General features: G+C 59.0%; 14 protein-coding genes. 12 read left to right on the forward strand and 2 right to left on the reverse strand.

What is annotated here, in order from left to right; genetic code table 11:
* The first annotated feature begins 7 nt into the window (after positions 1–7).
* From galU to tilS, 5 genes are all read left to right on the forward strand, one after another.
* The gene (gene galU, locus A7976_RS06400; RefSeq protein WP_067108831.1) at positions 8–889 is read left to right on the forward strand and encodes a UTP--glucose-1-phosphate uridylyltransferase GalU; all 882 of its coding nucleotides are present in this window, start codon (positions 8–10) and stop codon (positions 887–889) included.
* On the forward strand, positions 886–1431 hold the full coding sequence (locus tag A7976_RS06405; protein ID WP_067108835.1) for a hypoxanthine-guanine phosphoribosyltransferase: 546 nt from the start codon (positions 886–888) through the stop codon (positions 1429–1431). Before galU ends, A7976_RS06405 begins: the two co-directional genes overlap by 4 nt.
* 233 nt (positions 1432–1664) lie before the next feature.
* Entirely contained in the window at positions 1665–5114 is a 3450-nt protein-coding gene (gene dnaE, locus A7976_RS06410; RefSeq protein WP_067108840.1) for a DNA polymerase III subunit alpha, read from the forward strand.
* A 39-nt stretch (positions 5115–5153) separates the two neighbouring features.
* On the forward strand, positions 5154–6122 hold the full coding sequence (locus A7976_RS06415) for an acetyl-CoA carboxylase carboxyltransferase subunit alpha (RefSeq protein ID WP_067108843.1): 969 nt from the start codon (positions 5154–5156) through the stop codon (positions 6120–6122).
* Positions 6091–7416 (forward strand): tRNA lysidine(34) synthetase TilS, encoded by a 1326-nt coding sequence (gene tilS / locus A7976_RS06420; RefSeq protein WP_067108846.1) that lies wholly within the window; start codon positions 6091–6093, stop codon positions 7414–7416. The genes A7976_RS06415 and tilS overlap by 32 nt, the downstream gene beginning before the upstream one ends.
* Here the strand turns inward: tilS and A7976_RS06425 are convergent.
* Complete coding sequence (locus A7976_RS06425) at positions 7394–8026, reverse strand: arylesterase (RefSeq protein ID WP_067108849.1); 633 nt, start codon at positions 8024–8026, stop codon at positions 7394–7396. The genes tilS and A7976_RS06425 overlap by 23 nt on opposite strands.
* On the opposite strand from A7976_RS06425, the gene A7976_RS06430 reads away from it, so the two are divergent.
* The 7 genes from A7976_RS06430 (at position 8025) to A7976_RS06460 (ending at position 17672) form a co-directional block, all read left to right on the forward strand.
* Entirely contained in the window at positions 8025–8711 is a 687-nt protein-coding gene (locus A7976_RS06430; RefSeq protein ID WP_067108851.1) for an ABC transporter ATP-binding protein, read from the forward strand. The two genes, A7976_RS06425 and A7976_RS06430, sit on opposite strands and share 2 nt — an antisense overlap.
* 8 nt (positions 8712–8719) lie before the next feature.
* Entirely contained in the window at positions 8720–11200 is a 2481-nt protein-coding gene (locus tag A7976_RS06435) for an ABC transporter permease (RefSeq protein WP_240483814.1), read from the forward strand.
* Positions 11201–11393: 193 nt separating this feature from the next.
* Entirely contained in the window at positions 11394–13706 is a 2313-nt protein-coding gene (locus A7976_RS06440) for a TonB-dependent receptor (RefSeq protein ID WP_067108855.1), read from the forward strand.
* Positions 13707–13733: 27 nt separating this feature from the next.
* Positions 13734–15152, forward strand: a complete 1419-nt coding sequence (locus tag A7976_RS06445; RefSeq protein WP_067108856.1) for a sigma-54 dependent transcriptional regulator — start codon at positions 13734–13736, stop codon at positions 15150–15152.
* Between the two features lie 55 nt (positions 15153–15207).
* Positions 15208–16404 (forward strand): formate-dependent phosphoribosylglycinamide formyltransferase, encoded by a 1197-nt coding sequence (gene purT, locus A7976_RS06450; protein WP_067108859.1) that lies wholly within the window; start codon positions 15208–15210, stop codon positions 16402–16404.
* Between the two features lies 1 nt (position 16405).
* On the forward strand, positions 16406–16828 hold the full coding sequence (locus A7976_RS06455; protein ID WP_067108862.1) for a group II truncated hemoglobin: 423 nt from the start codon (positions 16406–16408) through the stop codon (positions 16826–16828).
* A 112-nt stretch (positions 16829–16940) separates the two neighbouring features.
* Positions 16941–17672 (forward strand): LuxR family transcriptional regulator, encoded by a 732-nt coding sequence (locus A7976_RS06460; RefSeq protein WP_067108865.1) that lies wholly within the window; start codon positions 16941–16943, stop codon positions 17670–17672.
* Between the two features lie 2 nt (positions 17673–17674).
* On the opposite strand, the gene A7976_RS06465 is transcribed toward A7976_RS06460, so the two are convergent.
* On the reverse strand, positions 17675–17962 hold the full coding sequence (locus A7976_RS06465) for a hypothetical protein (RefSeq protein ID WP_205633460.1): 288 nt from the start codon (positions 17960–17962) through the stop codon (positions 17675–17677).
* Positions 17963–18104 lie beyond the last annotated feature (142 nt).

Consider the following 18104-nt stretch of genomic DNA (forward strand, 5'->3'; position numbering starts at 1 on the left):
AGAAAAAATGAACAGGCCTACCAAAGCCGTCTTCCCTGTCGCCGGACTGGGAACGCGTTTTCTCCCGGTCACCAAGGCCAGCCCCAAGGAAATGCTGCCTATCGTCGACAAGCCGCTGATCCAATATGCCGTGGAAGAGGCAGCCGAAGCCGGCATCACCGAGATGATCTTTATCACCGGCCGCACCAAGCGCGCCATTGAGGATCATTTCGACAAAGCCTACGAACTTGAAGTCGAACTCGAAGCGCGCGGGCGCATGCAGACTCTCGAAGAGCTGCGATCCATGCTGCCGCGCGGCATGAACTGCATTTACATGCGCCAATCGGAGGCCCTGGGGCTGGGGCATGCGGTGCTGTGCGCCCGTCCCGTGGTCGGGCCCGAGCCTTTCGCCGTGATCCTGGCGGACGATTTTATCGACGGCAGGCCGGGCGCCATGGCCCAGATGATGGAGATGTATCGTCAGCACAGAAGCTCGATTCTGGGAGTGGAAGATGTTGCTCCTTCCGAAACTGCCAGCTATGGCATCGTGGATGCTGCCGACATTGCGCCGCGCCTGTTGCAAGTGAACGGTATTGTCGAAAAACCGCAGCCGGAAGATGCACCTTCCAATCTTGCAGTGGTCGGACGCTATCTTTTCACTCCCAGGATATTCGAGCACCTGGAAAACCTGCAGCCCGGCAAGGGCGGCGAAATCCAGCTGACTGACGGCATTGCCTCGCTGATGCGCGAAGAACGCGTGCTTGCCTATCGATTCCAGGGAAAACGTTACGATTGCGGCAGCAAGTTGGGTTACATGAAAGCCAATGTCGAACTGGCGATGCGGCATCCGGTCATCGGCCAGGAATTTACTGCATATCTCGGCCAGTTTGCCGCAAAAGGCCAGCCATGACACAAGCCTCTCCCCGGCAAATCCTGGAGCAATCCGAAATTCTTTTCAACGAAGCGGACGTCGCTTCGGCCATTAAAAAGCTGGCGGCCGAGGTATCGGTCGCGATGGCGGGCAGCGAGCCACTGGTGCTCTGCGTCATGAGCGGTGCGACAGTCTTTGCCGGCCAATTGCTGCCACTGCTCAGGTTTCCTCTGGAATTCGATTACGTACAGGCCAGTCGCTATCATAATCGCACGACCGGAGGCCAGGACGTGGTCTGGAAAATGTCGCCGGGCGAAAACGTGCGCGGCCGTACCTTGCTGCTGCTGGACGATATCCTGGACGAGGGGCATACCCTGGCCGCCGTACGCAAGAAGTGCCTGGAAGCCGGTGCTGCCCGCGTGATGATCGCGGTGCTGACGGAAAAGGAAACCGGCCGGGAAAAGCCGGTAAAAGCGGATTTCGTCGGCCTCAGGGTGCCTGACCGATACGTTTTCGGCTGTGGCATGGATGTCTACGGATGGTGGCGCAACCTGCCGGCGATTCATGCACTGAAGAAATAAGCCCTGCCGAATAAAATCCGGAATCGGGCCTGTTGGCGGCGGATTTCTGGTGATAGTTCAAGTTTCCGCTTGCGATTGACAATCATGGGTGACTCGGACACTCCAGGCACGGCTGGATTGCCGGCTGTGCCTGGGACGGCGGGAGGATTGCCGCAGTTGTCAACCGTTAAAGGTGCCGGTTTCCGTCTGATTCTGCCCTGAAGCCGCCTCGGTTTTGCGGTAAAATCCGGCCTATGTCCGACCCTGTTTTCATCCACCTGCGCTGCCATAGCGAGTATTCCGTCGTGGATGGCATGGTGCGCATCGGCGATTACGTCAAACGCGCCGTGCAAGACCAGATGCCGGCGCTGGCGCTTACCGACCTCTCCAACCTGTTCGGCGCAGTCAAGTTCTACAAGGCCGCGCGCGGCAAGGGCGTCAAGCCTTTGATCGGCGCGGATATCTGGCTCGAAAATGAAGTCAATCGCGACCAGCCTTATCGCGCGCTGCTGCTCTGCCAGAACCATGCCGGCTACTTGCGTCTTTGCGAACTGATTTCCAGGGCCTTCCTCGAAAATCAGCATCGCGGCCACGCGGAAATTCGCCGGGAATGGTTTTCCGAGGGAGGCACCGAAGGGCTGATCCTGCTTTCCGGCGGAATGGCCGGAGACATTGGCCAGGCGCTGCTGCAAGACAATGCGCTCATTGCGCAGGAACTGGCGAAGCAGTGGCAGCGGCTGTTTCCGAACCGTTTCTATATCGAATTGCAACGCGCCGGTCATCCGCAGCAGGAAGCCTGCATCGCCCGTGCACTTGATCTTGCCTCGGAGATGAATCTTCCCGTCGTGGCGACGCACCCGATCCAGTTCCTGGATAGCGACGATCACAAGGCGCACGAGGCGCGGGTTTGCATCGCCGAAGGCTATGTGCTGGCCGACCGCCGCCGCCCGCGCCATTTTACCGAGCAGCAGTATTTCCGCACCCAGGCCGAGATGGCCGAGTTGTTCTCGGATATCCCCGAAGCGCTTGCCAACAGCGTGGAAATCGCCAAGCGCTGCAACCTGTCGCTGACGCTGGGCAAGAATTATCTGCCGCAATTTCCTACGCCCAACGGCGAGAGTCTGGACGAATTTCTTGCGGTGCAGGCGCATGAAGGCCTGAAGCGCCGCCTGGAAGTGCTCTACCCGGACCCGGAAGTACGCGAATCCAGGCGCGCGGAATATGAGGCGCGGCTCGATTTCGAAGTCGGCATCATTGTGCAGATGGGCTTCCCCGGCTACTTCCTGATCGTGGCGGACTTCATCAACTGGGCCAAGCACAACGGCGTGCCGGTCGGTCCGGGCCGGGGTTCCGGCGCGGGATCGCTGGTCGCGTATTCACTCGGCATTACCGACCTCGACCCGCTGCGCTACGCATTGCTGTTCGAGCGCTTCCTCAATCCGGAGCGGGTATCCATGCCCGACTTCGACATCGACTTCTGCATGGACGGGCGCGACCGCGTCATCGAATACGTGCGTCACAAGTACGGACTGGAGGCGGTCTCGCAGATCGCCACCTTCGGTACCATGGCGGCCAAGGCAGTGATCCGCGACGTCGGCCGCGTGCTCGATCTGCCGTTCAACTTCGTCGATGGCATCGCCAAGTTGATTCCCAACGAACTCGGCATCTCGCTCTCCGACGCGCTGGAAAAAGAGCCGCAACTCAAGGAACGGCGCGAGAAGGAAGAAGAAGTCAATGAGCTGCTGGAACTGGCGCTGCGCCTTGAAGGCCTGACCCGCAACATCGGCATGCACGCCGGCGGCGTGCTGATCTCGCCCGGAAAAATCACCGACTACTCGCCGGTTTATTGCCAGCAGGGTGGCGAAAGCGTCGTCAGTCAGTACGACAAGGACGACGTGGAGGCGGTCGGGCTGGTCAAGTTCGACTTCCTTGGCCTGCGCACACTGACCATCCTCGATATGGCGCTGGAGAGCACCAACGCGCAGCGCACGGCGCAGGGGCTGGAGCCGCTGGCGTTCGAAACCCTGCCGCTGGACGACAAGCCGACCTTCGATCTGCTGAAGTCTGCGAATACCACCGCCGTGTTCCAGCTGGAATCCCGCGGCATGAAGGACATGCTGAAGCAGGCCAAGCCGGACGTGTTCGAGGACATCATCGCGCTGGTCGCGCTTTACCGTCCCGGCCCGATGGACCTGATTCCCGACTTCTGCCGCCGCAAGCACGGCCTGCAGAAGGTCGAATACCCGCACCCTGCGACGGCACCCATCCTCCGTGAAACCTACGGCATCATGGTGTACCAGGAACAGGTGATGCAGATCGCGCAGGTGGTCGCCGGCTACAGCCTGGGTGGCGCCGATATGCTGCGTCGGGCGATGGGCAAGAAGAAGCCTGAGGAAATGGCACAGCAGCGCGCGATTTTTGTCGAGGGCGCCGAAAAGAACGGCACCGCGCCACGCGACGCCGAATTCCTGTTCGACCTGATGGAAAAATTCGCCAGCTACGGTTTCAACAAGTCGCATGCGGCAGCCTATGCGCTGGTGGCCTATCACACGGCCTATCTCAAGAAGCATTATCCGGCGGCCTTCCTCGCTGCGACCATGTCGGCGGACATGAACAACACCGACAGCGTGCATATCTTCCATGACGACTGCATAGCCAACGGTCTGGAAGTGCTGGCGCCGGACATCAACCAGAGTGAATTCCGCTTCAAGCCGCTCAACGAGAAGCAGGTGCTGTACGGCCTGGGTGCGATCAAGGGCACGGGCTGGTCGGCGATTGAAGTCATACTCGCTGCGCGCAGAGCCGAGGGGCCATTCAAGGATCTGTTCGATTTTTGCCTGCGTCTCGATCTGCGCAAGGTCAACCGCCGCGTGATCGAATCGCTGATCCGTGCCGGCGCATTCGACAAACTGGAACCCAACCGCGCCGCTTTGCTGGCAGGCGTGGGCATGGCGATCGAAGCCGCCGAGCAGAGCGGGGCGGCGGCAGGGCAGAACAGCCTGTTCGGCGACATGCCGGAGGTCGGTCAGCACAAGTTGCCCGAAGTGCCTTGCTGGCCGGAACAGGAAAAGCTCCAGCAGGAAAAAGCCGCGCTCGGCTTTTATTTCAGCGGCCATCCATATGTGGCCTATCGCAAGGAGCTATCCGCTTTCGTGCGCAACAATCTCGCCGCGCTCAAGCCGCAGGATCAGCCGCAGCTGCTGGCCGGCGTGGTGGTCGGCTTGCGCGCGCGCATGACTGGCCGCGGCAAGATGGCGTTCGTCACCATCGACGATGCCAGCGCGCAAATTGAAGTGGCCGTCGGCAGCGAGCTGTTGATGTCGAGTGCCGCGCTTTTGAAGGAAGACCAGTTGTTGTTCGTCGAAGGCAAGGTCAGCAATGACGACTTTACCGGCGGTTTGCGTGTCAACGCGCGGCGATTGTTCGACATTGCTTCCGCCCGCAGCGCCTACGCCAGCCTGCTCAGGCTTTCCTGCAACGGTCAGGCGGATGCGCGCAAGCTGGGCGAATTACTGATGCCATATCGAAAATCCCGCGATACCGAGAGCACGCCCGGCTGCCGCGTGCAGATCGATTACCGCAATTCCAATGCGCATTGCGAGCTAGCGCTGGGCGATCAATGGCGCGTCGAATTACATGATGAGCTATTGCACGGACTGCGTGCATGGCTTTCCGAAGAAAACGTCAAAATCCTGTATCATTAGCCCCCTGTTGCAAGCCGATCGCGGCAGACGAGAACATTTATGAAAACAAGCTTCCTAGACTTCGAACAACCCATTGCCGAGCTCGAGGCAAAAATCGAGGAACTGCGCTACGTGCAGGACGATTCTGCGCTGGATATTTCCGACGAAATCGACCGCCTGCAGCAAAAGAGCCAAACGCTCACCAAGGACATCTACAGCAAACTTGGCGCGTGGCAGATTTCGCAGGTATCGCGCCATCCGCAACGCCCCTACGCGCTGGACTACATCAACGGCCTGTTTACCGATTTCGACGAGTTGCACGGCGACCGCGCCTATTCGGACGATCCGGCCATCGTCGGCGGCATCGCGCGTTTTGAAGGCCAGCCGGTGATGGTGATCGGCCACCAGAAGGGCCGCGACACCAAGGAAAAAATCTACCGCAATTTCGGCATGCCGCGCCCGGAAGGCTATCGCAAGGCATTGCGCCTGTTCCGCCTGGCGGAAAAATTCAAGCTGCCGATTATTACCCTGATCGACACTCCGGGTGCCTATCCCGGCATCGGCGCGGAAGAGCGAGGCCAGTCCGAAGCCATTGCACGCAACCTGTACGTGATGGCCGAACTCAAGACCCCGATCATCGGCGTCATCATCGGTGAGGGCGGTTCCGGCGGCGCGCTGGCACTGGGCGTGGTCGATCATCTGATGATGCTGCAATATTCCACTTATTCGGTGATCTCGCCGGAAGGCTGCGCCTCCATCCTGTGGAAGAGCGCCGACAAGGCACCGGAAGCCGCGGAAACGCTGGCGATCACCGCCGGCCGCCTGAAGACGCTGGGCCTGGTTGATCGCATCGTCTCCGAACCGTTGGGCGGCGCGCACCGCGAGCCGGAAGTGATGATGCAAACCTTGCGCCGCGCCCTCAAGGACGAGTTGCACATGCTGCAGGTGAAGTCCACTTCCAACCTGCTCGAAGCCCGCCTCGACCGACTCATGAGCTATGGCAAGTTCAAAGAAGCCACGGCAAAGTGAGCTGCCTGAACGTTTAGAGTCCTTTCTTCACGATACCGTCAAGACCGGCCAGACGCTCGTCCTTGGCCTGTCCGGCGGTCTCGATTCCTGCGTGCTGCTCCATCTATTGGTGAGCGCGCGCAATCGCCATGCATTTCAACTCCGCGCACTACATATCAATCACGGCATCAGCCCCAACGCTGATGACTGGGCGGAGTTCTGCGCCGCCTTGTGTGCGTCTTGTGAAGTTGCTTTTTCGGCCGAGTGTGTTCATGTGCCTCGCGATAGCGGTTTGGGTATAGAGGCTGCCGCACGCGAAGCGCGCTATCGCATATTGCTCGCACAGCCCGCGGATGCCGTCGTACTCGCACATCACCGGGACGATCAGGCCGAAACATTGCTATTGCAATTGTTGCGCGGTGCGGGCGTGAAAGGGTTGGCAGCCATGCCGCAGGTTTCCAGCGGTCGCCCCGCAATGTTGCGGCCTTTGCTGGATGTGTCACGTAGCGCCCTGGAAGCCTATGCCAACGCGCACGGCTTGCAGTGGATCGAAGACGAAAGCAATCTCGATCTGGCGTACGACCGCAATTTCCTGCGGCATCATGTCTTTCCCGAAATCGAAAAGCGCTTCCCGGCCTGCCGTACGACGCTGGCGCGCAGCGCCGGCCATTTCGCCGAAGCAGCCGAGCTGCTGGACGAGGTTGCGGCTGCGGATGCGGCTGTCTACATAAAAGAGGGCGGCCTGGCTATCGCCGGGCTGCGCGTGCTTTCCGGCCCACGTGGACGCAATCTGCTGCGCTACTGGCTTGCCGGCCATCTCGCTGCGCCGCCCAGCACCCGTCGATTACAGGAGGTGCATCGGCAATTGTTGAACGCGCGAGCCGATGCGCAGTTGCGTGTGGTGCTGGAAGACGGTGAAGTCAGGCGCTATCGCGAAATGGCGGTATTCGAAAAAAATGCGGGCGCGCAGCCTTTGCATTGCACCTGGCGGGGCGAACCCGAGATGAAGTTGCCCGGAGGAACCCTGACGTTCGAATGCGCCGTGGGACAAGGCATCTCAGCCAACCACGTTGCAGGTAGACTTGAAATCCGCTCGCGCTCGGGCGGCGAGCGCTTTCGTCCGGATAGCCGGCGGCCGACACGCAGTTTGCGGCATCTGTTGCAGGAAGCCGGCATGCCGCCTTGGGAACGTCAATCCCTGCCGCTGATCTATGCGGCAGACCGGTTGGCGGTAGTGCCCGGCATCGGTGTCGCCTGCGATTTGCAGGCGGCCGAGGGCGAAGAGGGTTGGATTATCTGCTGGAAGCGCGACTGACCGGCTTGCCCAGCATGGGATGCAGGACTGCCCATACGTTATCCAGCAAGTGCTGCTGCGCTTCGGCTGTGGGATGCAGTCCGTCATCCTGTACCATCTGACGCTTGCCGGCCACCCCATCGAGAAAGAATTCCAGCAAGGGCAATTTGTATTGCTGGGCCAGTTGTTGGTAGGTGTTGGCGAATTCACGCGTATAACCCGGGCCGTAGTTGGGCGGAATGCGCATGCCGAGCAGCATGACCTTGGCATCCTGCTTGCGCGCGGCCTCGATCATGGTAGCAAGGTTGCGTTTCATGTCCGGGACAGGAAGGCCGCGCAGGCCGTCGTTGGCGCCGAGTTCGATAATGACCAGTGACGGTTGCGTCTTCTGCAGCGTGTCGTTGAAGCGCGAAAGGCCGCCGCTGGTGGTTTCGCCGCTAACACTGGCATTCGCGATGCGATGGCTGTAGCCTTTCTCAACCAGCCGTTGCTGCAACAATTCCACCCATCCCTGGTCTCTAGGGATACCGTACGCAGCCGACAGGCTGTCGCCGTATACGAGGATGGTCGGCGCGGCGAAAGCCCACAGCGGAAAATTCAATATCAACAACAGGAAAAATCTACGCAACATGGTTCCGGATTCTCAAGAAAATATCGAAATCGAAGCGACTGGCTTGAGCAAGCATGTTACCAGCAGCGAAGGCGAACTCGCGATCCTCTCGGATTTCAGCTGCCGCGTGCTGGGGGGCGAAACCGTCGCCATTCTCGGCGCCTCGGGCTCAGGCAAGTCCACTTTGCTTGGTCTGCTGGCGGGGCTGGATGTTCCCAGTGCCGGCCGCGTTATTTTTCGCAGTGAAGATCTGGCGCAGCTGGATGAAGATGGCCGTGCCGCGTTGCGTGGCCGCCATATGGGATTTGTTTTCCAGTCGTTTCAGTTGCTCCCGTCGCTGACCGCTCTGGAAAACGTGCTGCTCCCGCTGGAGCTTGCCGGGGTTGCCGATGCCGACGAGCGTGCGCGTGCGGCGCTGGAAAGGGTGGGATTGACGCCAAGATTGACGCATTACCCGCGTCAACTATCGGGAGGCGAGCAGCAGCGCGTTGCCATCGCTCGTGCCTTCGCTCCGCGCCCATCGATTCTGTTTGCCGACGAGCCGACCGGTAACCTCGATGCCGCTACCGGGCAACGCATCATCGATCTGCTATTCGGCCTGAATGCGGAGTCGGGCACGACACTGGTGCTGGTCACGCATGATGCGACGCTGGCCGAGCGTTGCGGGCGCCGCCTGCATCTGGAAGGTGGCAGGTTGAAGCAATGAGCGGTGATATGACATTTGCGCTCAAACAATTACGTAGCGCCTGGCGTGCTGGCGAGATCCGTGTTTTGTTGTTTGCACTGGTGCTGGCGGTGGCCGCGATGACTGCTGTGGGGTTTTTCGCCGACCGTATCGAGTCGGCGTTGGGAAGACAGGGCGGGATGCTGCTGGGCGGGGATCTTGTTGTGGTATCGGATCGCCTTTTGCCTGAAGAATTTACGGCAGAGGCGCACAAGCTCGGCCTGCGAGTTGCACAAACAATGGAATTCCCCAGCATGATAATGCTGGGCGAAGAGGGGCGTTTGGCCGAAATCAAGGCGGTCAGTCCCACCTATCCATTGCGTGGCAGGTTGACGATCGCCGATGAGCCGTTTGGAGATGCGCGCAAGGCCGATGGCGTGCCGGCACCAGGTGAAATCTGGATCGAACCGCGCCTTGCCAGCCTGCTTGGCGCCAAAAAAGGCGATGCGCTGGCCGTGGGCGAGCGGCAGCTAAAAGTCGCTGCGATATTGCAGGAAGAGCCGGCACGCGGCGGCGATATGTTCAGCATCGCCCCCCGCCTGATGATGAATGCCAACGACGTGGCGAGTACCGGGCTGATCCAGTACGGTAGTCGCGTCCGCTATCGACTGTTATTGGCCGGTGAACCGGCGGCGCTCGACGAGTTCCGCCAATGGGCGCAGGGTCGGCTTGAACGCGGATCGCGCATTGAGGACGTGAGCGGTGCCCGGCCGGAAATCCGCAGCGCTCTGGAGAAATCCCGTCAGTTTCTCGGTCTGGCCTCCATGGCGAGCGTGATTCTGTCCATGGTTGCCATGTCGCTGGCTGGTTTGCGTTATGTGCGTCGCCATCTCGATACCTGCGCCTTGATGCGCTGTTTCGGCGCTTCGCAAAACCGTATCCTTCAAGTGTTCCTGGTTCAGGCCTTCGTGCTGGGTTTTGCTGGGAGCCTGCTGGGCTGTCTGTTCGGTTTTGCCGCACAGGAAGTACTGGCCCGTCTGGCTGGCGGCCTGTTTCTCGAAAAACTTCCGGCACCGGGTTGGACGCCAGCCTTCGGTGGCCTGCTTGCAGGGATGGCGGCCATGCTGGGCGTGATGTTGCCCCATCTGCTGCGCTTGCGCGGTGTGCCGGCCTTGCGCATTCTGCGCAAGGATCTGGGCGAAAACGCTGTCGTGTCATGGCTGGCCTGGCTGCCGGGCATCGCCGTGATGCTTGGACTGGTGTTCTGGAGCGCGCGCGATGCGAAGCTGGGTTGGATCGTACTGGGCGGTCTGGTCGCGCTATTGCTGGTGGCGTGCGCAGTGGCTGCCGGAACGGGATATTTGTTACGCCAAGTGGCAGCGACTTCGGGAGGCACCTGGCGCGTCGGTATCGCCAATCTGTTGCAGCGCCCTGGCGTCGGCATCGCGCAGGTCGCCGGGTTCAGCCTGGGTTTGATGGCGATGGCATTGCTGACCATCGTTCGCGGCGATTTGCTCGATAACTGGCACGCATCCTTGCCGCCGGATGCACCCAATCGTTTTGTCATCAACATCCAGCCTAGCCAAATGGAGTCGATGCGCCAGTTTTTCGTGCAGGAGCAACTCGCACCGCCGGAAATTTTCCCGATGGTGCGCGGCCGTTTGGTGGCGATCAACGACCATCCGCTCGATACCGGCCGCTATGTTGACGAACGCGCGCGCCGCCTCGCCGAGCGCGAATGGAATCTCTCGGTGGCGGAAACCATGCAGAAGGACAATCGCATCGTCGCCGGTCGCTGGTGGACGGCGAGCGAACGCGGGCAGACGCTGATTTCGCTTGAAGAGGGCATTGCAACCACGCTGGGCATCAAACTCGGCGACCGGCTCACTTACGACATCGGCGGCCAGCGCATCGATCTGAAAATCCAGAGCCTGCGCAAGGTCGAATGGGATTCGATGCGCGCCAATTTCTTTGCAGTCACTCCGCCCGGCGTGCTGGAAAAATTTCCGGCCAGCTATATCACCAGTTTTCATTTGCCGGCGGGCCGCGAGGACGTGCTCAACCGGCTGGTACGCAGCCAGCCCAATCTCACCATCATCGACGTCGAAGCCATACTCGCGCAATTGCGCGGCATCATGGACCGGATGACGCTCGCGGTGGAATTCGTATTCGCTTTCTGCATGCTGACCGGCATTGCGGTGCTCTACGCCGCGCTGTCGGCGACGCAGGACGAGCGTATCCGCGAAGTCGCCGTGCTGCGCGTCTTCGGCGCCAGCCGCCGGCAGGTGCGCGCCACGGTGCTTGTCGAATTTGCCGGAATAGGCCTGTTGGCCGGGTTGGTGGCTACCATAGGCGCCAGTCTGCTTGCCTGGGTGATCAGCGACCGCCTGCTGCAAATCCCTTATGCCTTCAATCCGTGGTTGGCGATGCTGACCATCGGTGCCGGACTGCTGCTGGTGCCTGCGGCGGCATGGCTGGGAGTGCGGCGAATTGTGCATGTATCGCCGAGGCAGGTGCTGCAAAGCGTTTAGCAATCGGTTGTTTACAGCCACATTGATGGCTGTAAACAACCATATTTTGCGTTAAACTGCCTCTGCAACGGCCATGATACTCAGTAAGCATATGAAAAATAACAGATGAAAGTAATTGTTAAATCTTGGTACGAAACTTGATCTATGTAACGGGCTTTTAACAATCGGATTCATCGAAATCGGGGGAGTACTCATGCAAGACCAAGTTTTTCGTCTGCGGACGATAGCCATGCTGGTGGCGTCCATCTGCGCCGTACCGCAAATCGCTTCGGCAGAAGTTGTAGAGAGCGAGCGCGTCGAGGTCATCAGCACCACGCCGCTCGCCGGTATCGGCCTGCCTATCGAGCAGGTGCCTGCCAACGTGCAGACCGTAAAGGGGGAGGAAATGCGCAATCAGCAAAGCCTCACCATTGCCGACTTCATGTCGCAGAACATGAATGGCGTGAATGTCAACGAAACCCAGAACAATCCATTCCAGCCGAATGTGAATTTCCGCGGTTTCACGGCTTCGCCTCTGCTGGGCACCCCGCAAGGCTTGTCCGTGTTCCAGGACGGCGTGCGCATCAATGAACCTTTCGGCGACGTGGTGAGCTGGGATCTGATTCCGATGAACGCGATATCCAATATGTCGCTTATTCCGGGCTCCAATCCGCTGTTCGGCCTGAATACCCTGGGTGGCGCGATTTCCATGCAGACCAAGCGCGGCGCTACGCATCAGGGTGGCGCTGTCGAACTCTCGGCCGGCTCCTGGGATCGCTATAACGCGCAAGCCGAGTTCGGCGGCGTTGCGGCGAACGGCGTGGATTATTATTTTTCCGGTAACTATTTCGATGAACAAGGCTGGCGTGACGCCTCGCCTTCGGAGGTCAGGCAGATGTTCGGTCAGATCGGCTGGCAGAGCGAGACCACCGATCTCAACTTGACGATGTCGCTGGCAGATAATGACTTGATCGGCAACGGCCTGGTGCAAAAGGAATTCCTGCGCGAACAGGACTGGGACGTGATCAACACCAAGCCAGACCAGACCGAGAACAAGCTCGCATTCCTGAATTTCAACGGCAGCCACTGGCTGAGCGACCACACGATGTTCAGCGGCAACATGTACTATCGCAATGCGCGTACGCGCAGCCTGAATGGTGACGTCAACGACGATGTGGATGATGCTAATTTCGACCCGACTTGCGTAGACTCTGGAAATCCCGAAGAGGACTGCGGCGGCGCCCTCAACCGCAGCAACTCACGTCGAGTCGGCTATGGCTTTACTGCGCAACTGAACTTCGATCAAGACCTGATGGGTCACAAGAATCTGTTTATTGCAGGCCTTGGCTACGATCACGGTCGTACCGATTTCCGCCAGTCCAGCGAGTTGGGTGACATCACGGCCAGCCGCGGCGTGAGCGGTACCGGGATTTTCAATGACGAAGCAGACGTGAAGTTGCGCGGTGTCAGCAAGACATGGAGCCTGTTTGCAACCGATACGTACTCGTTCAACGACGTCTATCACCTGACCTTGTCCGGCCGCTACAATCATACCAAGGTCGATAACAAGGACAAGCTGGATGGCATCACGCACCCGGTCGGCGATGAAGAGTCCCTGACCGCTGAACACAGCTTCAATCGCATCAACCCGGCCATCGGCCTCGCTATCACACCGACCAAGGATTTGTCGTTCTACGCCAGCTATAACGAGGGCAGCCGCGCTCCGACTTCCATTGAGTTGGGATGCGCAAACCCCGATGTGCCTTGCAAGCTTCCCAACGCAATGGCAGGCGATCCTCCGCTGGATATGGTGGTTTCCAAGACCTTTGAAGGTGGCATTCGCGGCAAGCTGAGTCCTGCACTCGGCTATAGCGCAAGCCTTTATCGCACGCAGAACACTGACGACATCCAGTTCATCGCTTCCAGCTCCACGGGAGCTGGCTATTTCGACAACGTCGGCAAAACGCGTCGCGTTGGCGGTGACTTCGGCCTGGATGGCGAGTTCGGCAAGTTCCGCTGGTTTGCAGGTTACAGCTATGTGAAGGCAACGTACGAGTCCGAGTTCGACCTCGTCAACGAAGTCAACAACAGCGCCGTCGGCGACGAAATCCATGTCGGCAAGGGCGACAACATCCCGGGCATCCCGCGCCATCAGTTCAAGTTCCGCGGCGAATGGGAAGCGCTTCCGCAGTGGACCATCGGTACCAACATCGTGGCCTTCTCCGACCAATATGCGCACGGCAACGAAAACAACGATGACCATGGCGAAGGCGCCAAGGTAGGCGGTTATACCATCGTCAACCTCGATACCCGCTATCGCTTCGCCGACACCGGCTGGCAAGTGTTCGCCAAGGTCAACAACGTGTTCGACAAGGAGTATTACACCGGCGGCATGCTGGGCGAAACCTTCTTCGAGGCCGACGGTACTTTCATGGATGGGGACGACGATCGCTCTGTGCTTGTATCCCCAGGAGCTCCTCGCGCAGCATGGGTAGGAGTTCGCTATGAGTTTGGCGGGAAAAAGTAAGAATGTTCAGTAATTGAGCTATTGACTATGCAGGTGCGCAACGATTATTTCCAGTCCCCGGCATCGCCGATCTCGGGAAAGTTGCGCGTCCTGCTGATAGAAGACGAAACCCTGTTTGCGCGCGCCGTCATCAAGCGGCTGCGTCAGGCAGGTTACGATTGTGAAGGGGCGGACACACTGGCCGGCGGCCGGGCGGTGATCCGCCAATTCATGCCCGATATCGTGTTGCTGGACATGCGCTTGCCGGACGGCAACGGCATGGAGCTTCTGGCGGAACTGATCGCCAAAGGTTTGCCGGTGATCGTGATGACGGCCTATGGGGAAGTGAATGACGCCGTCAGTGCGATGAAGCAGGGCGCTACCGATTATCTGAAAAAACCTGTCGATCTCGAAGAACTGCTGCTCGCCATCGGCAAGGCTCAGCGTTCTGCAACACTCAAACACCAGCTCGACCATTCGCGCCAGCGTGATAGCCATGCTGCGGAAGGCGTCGAGTTCATCGGCGAAAGCCCGGCCATGCAGGCCGTGCAGAATCAGATTCAACGCATTGCCAGACTTGTTTCCGTGGCCGATGTCGCGCCGCCGACTGTGCTCATCACCGGAGAGACCGGCACCGGGAAGGATGTTGCCGCGCGCTTGCTGCATCACTCCTGCAATAATAGCGAGCGGCCTTTTGTGCATGTGGATTGCGCGTCGCTGCCAGCCGATCTGATTGAGAGCGAACTGTTTGGCCATGAAAAGGGCGCTTACACCAGTGCGCAAGGCTCGCGTTGCGGACTGATCGAGGCTGCCGAGGACGGCACGCTGTTCATGGACGAAATCGGCGAGTTGCCGCTGACCTTGCAGGCAAAACTGCTCAATGTGCTCGAACGGCGCATGGTGCGCCGTCTCGGTTCTACCAGGGAGCGGCCGGTGCCCGCCCGTTTCGTCGCGGCGACCAACCGCGATCTGCAGCAGATGGTGCTGAATGGGCATTTCCGCGCCGACCTTTATTACCGGCTCAACGTATTGAATATCGAAATGCCGCCCCTGCGCGAGCGCGGCGGCGATGTTCTGCTGCTGGCGCGGCATTTTGCGCAGCAAACTGCACGCCGTTACGGTTTGCCGCATCGCGAATATTCCGCCGATGCCATGCAGTCCATGCGCGAATATCCCTGGCCGGGTAATATTCGTGAGCTGAAACATCAGATCAGCCGCGGTGTATTGTTGAGCCGGGGCCATGAAATTAATGCGGCCGATCTTGCATTGCCTTTGCTTTCCGGGATTTCCACTCTGGATAAGGCCGCATCCCCGGTCGCCACGACGCTTGAAGAAGCGGAGAAAACGCTCATAGTAAACGCACTGAAGCAGTCGGGCGGAAATGTCTCGGAAGCCGCGCGACTGCTTGGCATCACCCGCATGACCATACGCTATCGCATGGAAAAGCACGGGCTCAAGGACGGCTGAGAACCCCACGCGTGCGTGGTAAAATCGCAGTATTCAATTTGCTGCGGAGTCTCCCATGAAAATCGGCACCCCACTAAGCCCTTCCGCCACACGCGTCATGCTGCTCGGCAGTGGCGAGCTGGGCAAGGAGGTCATCATTGCCCTGCAACGCCTGGGAGTCGAAGTGATCGCTGTCGACCGTTACGCGAATGCGCCGGGGCATCAGGTGGCGCACCGTGCGCACGTTGTGGACATGACCGACGGCAAGGCGCTGCGTGCGCTGATTGAAGCCGAAAAACCCCACTTGATCGTGCCGGAAATCGAAGCCATCGCCGTCGATACACTTGCAGGAATTGAAGCTGCTGGTCTGTCGCAGGTCATTCCTACCGCCCGTGCCGTGCAGCTCACCATGAATCGCGAGGGCATTCGCCGTCTTGCCGCGGAAGAACTCAAGCTTCCCACATCCCCTTACGCCTTCGCCTCCAGCCTTGCCGAAATGCAGGCCGCAATTGACGGCAGAGTTGGTTATCCATGCTTTATCAAGCCGGTGATGTCATCTTCCGGCAAAGGCCAGTCGCGCATCACCGGCCCCGAGCAGGTGGCCGCCGCCTGGGATTACGCTGCCAAGGGCGGACGGGTGGATCAGGGCAAGGTCATCGTCGAAGGGCAGATCGACTTCGATTACGAAATCACCTTGTTGACGGTGCGCGCCAAATCGGCAGGAGAAGTCGAAACCCAATTCTGCGAGCCTATCGGCCATGTGCAGGTCAAAGGCGATTATGTGGAAAGCTGGCAACCGCAAGCCATGAGCCCCGAGGCGCTGGAGCGTGCGCGAGAAATCGCCAAGGCCGTCACCGATAACCTCGGCGGGTTGGGGCTGTTCGGGGTGGAGTTGTTTGTGAAGGGGAATGAAGTCTGGTTCTCCGAAGTCAGTCCGCGTCCGCATGACACGGGCATGGTTACCATGGCGAGCCAGCGATTTTCCGAATTTGAACTGCACGCCCGCGCGATCCTCGGCCTGCCGGTAAATGTCAGCCTGCGCGCCTCGGGTGCCAGCGCAGTGATTTATGGCGGTGTGGATAGCAGGAATCTGGCTTTCGAAGGCGTATCCGAGGCGCTGGCCGTGCCGGAATCCGACCTGCGCCTGTTCGGTAAACCCGAGTCTTTCGAACGCCGCCGCATGGGCGTGGCGCTGGCGACCGGCAAGGACACCGGTGAAGCGCGCGAACGCGCCAAACTGGCGGCTAGTCGCGTGAAACCGGGAGCTCTCTGATATGTTGGATAAAGTAGGCGAACCTGGCAGCAGCAAGGCCACGTTTTATGAATTGCTGGGCGGTGTTGAAAAAGTGCGTGAACTGGTCGAACGCTTTTACGACATCATGGATACTGACCCGAAGGCGGCCGGCATTCGTGCGATGCATGCACAGGATCTGACGGAAGCACGGGAAAAGCTATTCATGTTCCTGACCGGCTGGACTGGCGGCCCTCAGCTTTATATCGAGCGCTACGGCCATCCTTTCCTGCGCGCGCGCCATTTGCCGTTTACCATCGGCGAGTCGGAACGCGACCAGTGGATGTACTGCATGATACGTGCGATGCATGATATCGGTGTTGAAGAGCCGGTGATGGTTCAGCTTGGGAATGCCTTGTGGGGCGTTGCCGATTTCATGCGTAACCAGGCGGGTGAAGGAAAATAAAATCTTTAACTATCATAAGGATGTCGCTCGAAGAAATTAATGATTTTTCTCTTGCGAAGCTGAACCCTGTTAATAATAATGTTAGATACAAGTTCCGGGGGGAATAGAGGCAATGAACCATTTCGAGAAACTCTCAGGCCTGCTTGAGTGCACGACCGAAACCGCGTGGCGCGACACGGTGTTCAGCCTCGCCAAAAGCCTGGGTTTCGATCAGGCGCTGCTTGCCATATTCCCGGATCGCGAAGGGCCTATCGAAGCTTCCTTCGCATTTCTGCACAGCAATTATTCTTCCAGATGGCGTACCAAATATGATGACGAAGCATTGGGCTATGTCGATCCTACCGTTACGCACTGCCTGACCAAAACCACCCCGTTGATCTGGTCGCCTGAGTTGTTCTCAAGCCGGCGCCAGCAGGAAATGTACGAAGAGGCATGCAATTACAACCTGCGCTCCGGGATTACCCTGCCCATTCACGGGCCTAATGGCGAGGTAGGGATTCTGTGCTTCGTCAGTGACGACAAGGCCGGCAAGGATTTCAAGCAGCATGCCTACGAAAAAATGCCTGAGGTTTCCTGCCTGCGCGATTTCATTTTCGAATCCTCCACGCAATTCCGGCGCGAGCCTGCCGTTATTCAGCAGGGGCCTGAATTGACGCGCTGCGAACTGGAGTGCCTCAAGTGGAGCGCCATTGGCAAGACTTCGTGGGAAACCGCAAAAATATTGCTCTGCACCGAAGCAACTGTCAATTTCCACTTCAGCAATATCCGGCGAAAAATGAACGTAACTTCCCGCAGGCAGGCGGTGGTCAAAGCCATCCGCCTGGGCATGATCCATCCCGCCTGATTTTAATCCATCAGCGCGCTGTCGGCATTCACGCTACGCAAGTCGCGGTCATCTATGATGCCGTTGAGATAGAGCTTGAGCAGAATGCTGACCGGCGCTGGAATCTCCATCCCCAGTTCGAACCTGCTGCCCCGCGATTGCGTGACGCCAAAGCGCGACCAGAACCGCGTCTGATTTTCCAGCCTGGCAATACGATATTCCCGTAACGATTGCTGATCGAGAGGGTGGGGTGCCGTGTGGCTTGCGTGACGGCGGATGCTTTCCTTAAATTCGACTTGATGCTGTCTCAATCTTCATTCCTCCAGGTTAGGGCCGCTTAGCTGGCCTCAACGCCATTCTGCACCAAGCCCTTTTCTGAAAAACCTATCAGTTCTGATAGTTACAAAACTTAAGCAATGAGCATACTTTTTTATGCGTGCTGGGTAACCAGTA

It is taken from the genome of Methylobacillus sp. MM3 (genome assembly GCF_001645185.1).
Taxonomy (GTDB): domain Bacteria; phylum Pseudomonadota; class Gammaproteobacteria; order Burkholderiales; family Methylophilaceae; genus MM2.

What these genes read in the sequence shown, in the direction of transcription:
- galU (WP_067108831.1), top strand. Translation starts at nt 8, where the DNA reads ATGAACAGGCCTACCAAAGCCGTCTTCCCTGTCGCCGGACTGGGAACG.
- A7976_RS06405 (WP_067108835.1), top strand. Translation starts at nt 886, where the DNA reads ATGACACAAGCCTCTCCCCGGCAAATCCTGGAGCAATCCGAAATTCTT.
- dnaE (WP_067108840.1), top strand. Translation starts at nt 1,665, where the DNA reads ATGTCCGACCCTGTTTTCATCCACCTGCGCTGCCATAGCGAGTATTCC.
- A7976_RS06415 (WP_067108843.1), top strand. Translation starts at nt 5,154, where the DNA reads ATGAAAACAAGCTTCCTAGACTTCGAACAACCCATTGCCGAGCTCGAG.
- tilS (WP_067108846.1), top strand. Translation starts at nt 6,091, where the DNA reads ATGGCAAGTTCAAAGAAGCCACGGCAAAGTGAGCTGCCTGAACGTTTA.
- A7976_RS06430 (WP_067108851.1), top strand. Translation starts at nt 8,025, where the DNA reads ATGGTTCCGGATTCTCAAGAAAATATCGAAATCGAAGCGACTGGCTTG.
- A7976_RS06425 (WP_067108849.1), bottom strand. Translation starts at nt 8,026, where the DNA reads ATGTTGCGTAGATTTTTCCTGTTGTTGATATTGAATTTTCCGCTGTGG.
- A7976_RS06435 (WP_240483814.1), top strand. Translation starts at nt 8,720, where the DNA reads ATGACATTTGCGCTCAAACAATTACGTAGCGCCTGGCGTGCTGGCGAG.
- A7976_RS06440 (WP_067108855.1), top strand. Translation starts at nt 11,394, where the DNA reads ATGCAAGACCAAGTTTTTCGTCTGCGGACGATAGCCATGCTGGTGGCG.
- A7976_RS06445 (WP_067108856.1), top strand. Translation starts at nt 13,734, where the DNA reads ATGCAGGTGCGCAACGATTATTTCCAGTCCCCGGCATCGCCGATCTCG.
- purT (WP_067108859.1), top strand. Translation starts at nt 15,208, where the DNA reads ATGAAAATCGGCACCCCACTAAGCCCTTCCGCCACACGCGTCATGCTG.
- A7976_RS06455 (WP_067108862.1), top strand. Translation starts at nt 16,406, where the DNA reads ATGTTGGATAAAGTAGGCGAACCTGGCAGCAGCAAGGCCACGTTTTAT.
- A7976_RS06460 (WP_067108865.1), top strand. Translation starts at nt 16,941, where the DNA reads ATGAACCATTTCGAGAAACTCTCAGGCCTGCTTGAGTGCACGACCGAA.